Source organism: Escherichia sp. AM3 (assembly GCF_032029835.1).
In the GTDB taxonomy this organism is placed as follows: domain Bacteria; phylum Pseudomonadota; class Gammaproteobacteria; order Enterobacterales; family Enterobacteriaceae; genus Escherichia; species Escherichia coli.
The window spans coordinates 1-281 of the sequence record NZ_JAVUPQ010000899.1 but is presented as its reverse complement, the minus strand read 5'-3'; the positions used below and the strand labels follow the sequence as shown (position 1 = coordinate 281).

Sequence of the window (281 nt, the reverse complement as noted above, 5' to 3'; positions counted from 1 at the left end):
AGCCAGGACCAGGAGCGCATTGAAAGCCAGACCTCAGCCACAAACGTTGCCACCCTGATGCAAAACGCCGGCACTAAGGTTGCGGGTAAAATCGTAAGTGATGATAAAACGGCAAAGACAATCACTAATGCCGCAGGACAGGAAGCCCGGGCGAACATGGTCAGCCTGCAACGGCGTGACGGTATCATTGGTACCTCCTGGATCGATGGCGACCACATCAATATTCAGATGGAGAACAAAATCAATGTGCAGGATCTGATTAAATTGCAGCCAGGTGAGAA

The 281-nt window shown here is 50.9% G+C and carries 1 pseudogene; it reads left to right on the top strand.

Annotated features, from left to right (window positions below):
* Window positions 1–281 (top strand): annotated as a pseudogene (locus RTW80_RS28960) (conjugal transfer protein TrbC); the annotation flags it as partial.